Source organism: Clostridium sp. MCC328, assembly GCF_018785465.1.
Classification (GTDB): Bacteria; Bacillota; Clostridia; order Lachnospirales; family Lachnospiraceae; genus Pilosibacter; species Pilosibacter fragilis.
The window spans coordinates 1,884-2,138 of record NZ_WQPW01000137.1 but is presented as its reverse complement, the minus strand read 5'-3'; the positions used below and the strand labels follow the sequence as shown (position 1 = coordinate 2,138).

1 rRNA gene is annotated in these 255 nt (G+C 46.3%); it reads right to left on the bottom strand.

The features are described 5' to 3' along the window. A 16S ribosomal RNA gene (locus tag GPK83_RS15855) occupies positions 1-176 on the bottom strand; the annotation flags it as partial. Positions 177-255 lie beyond the last annotated feature (79 nt).

Here is a 255-nt window from a genome sequence, read left to right as displayed (position 1 = left end):
TCATTTCTAACCGTTATCCCCCTGTATGAGGCAGGTTACCCACGCGTTACTCACCCGTCCGCCACTCGGTAAATAAGAATTCATCCGAAAACTTCATCTTATTTACCTCGTTCGACTTGCATGTGTTAGGCACGCCGCCAGCGTTCATCCTGAGCCAGGATCAAACTCTCATGTTATAAGCTTTTACTTATACGAGGTCCTTCACGAGTATTACGTGAAAGCTTAGTTCGAAGCCGAAGGTTTCGAACTTCCTCA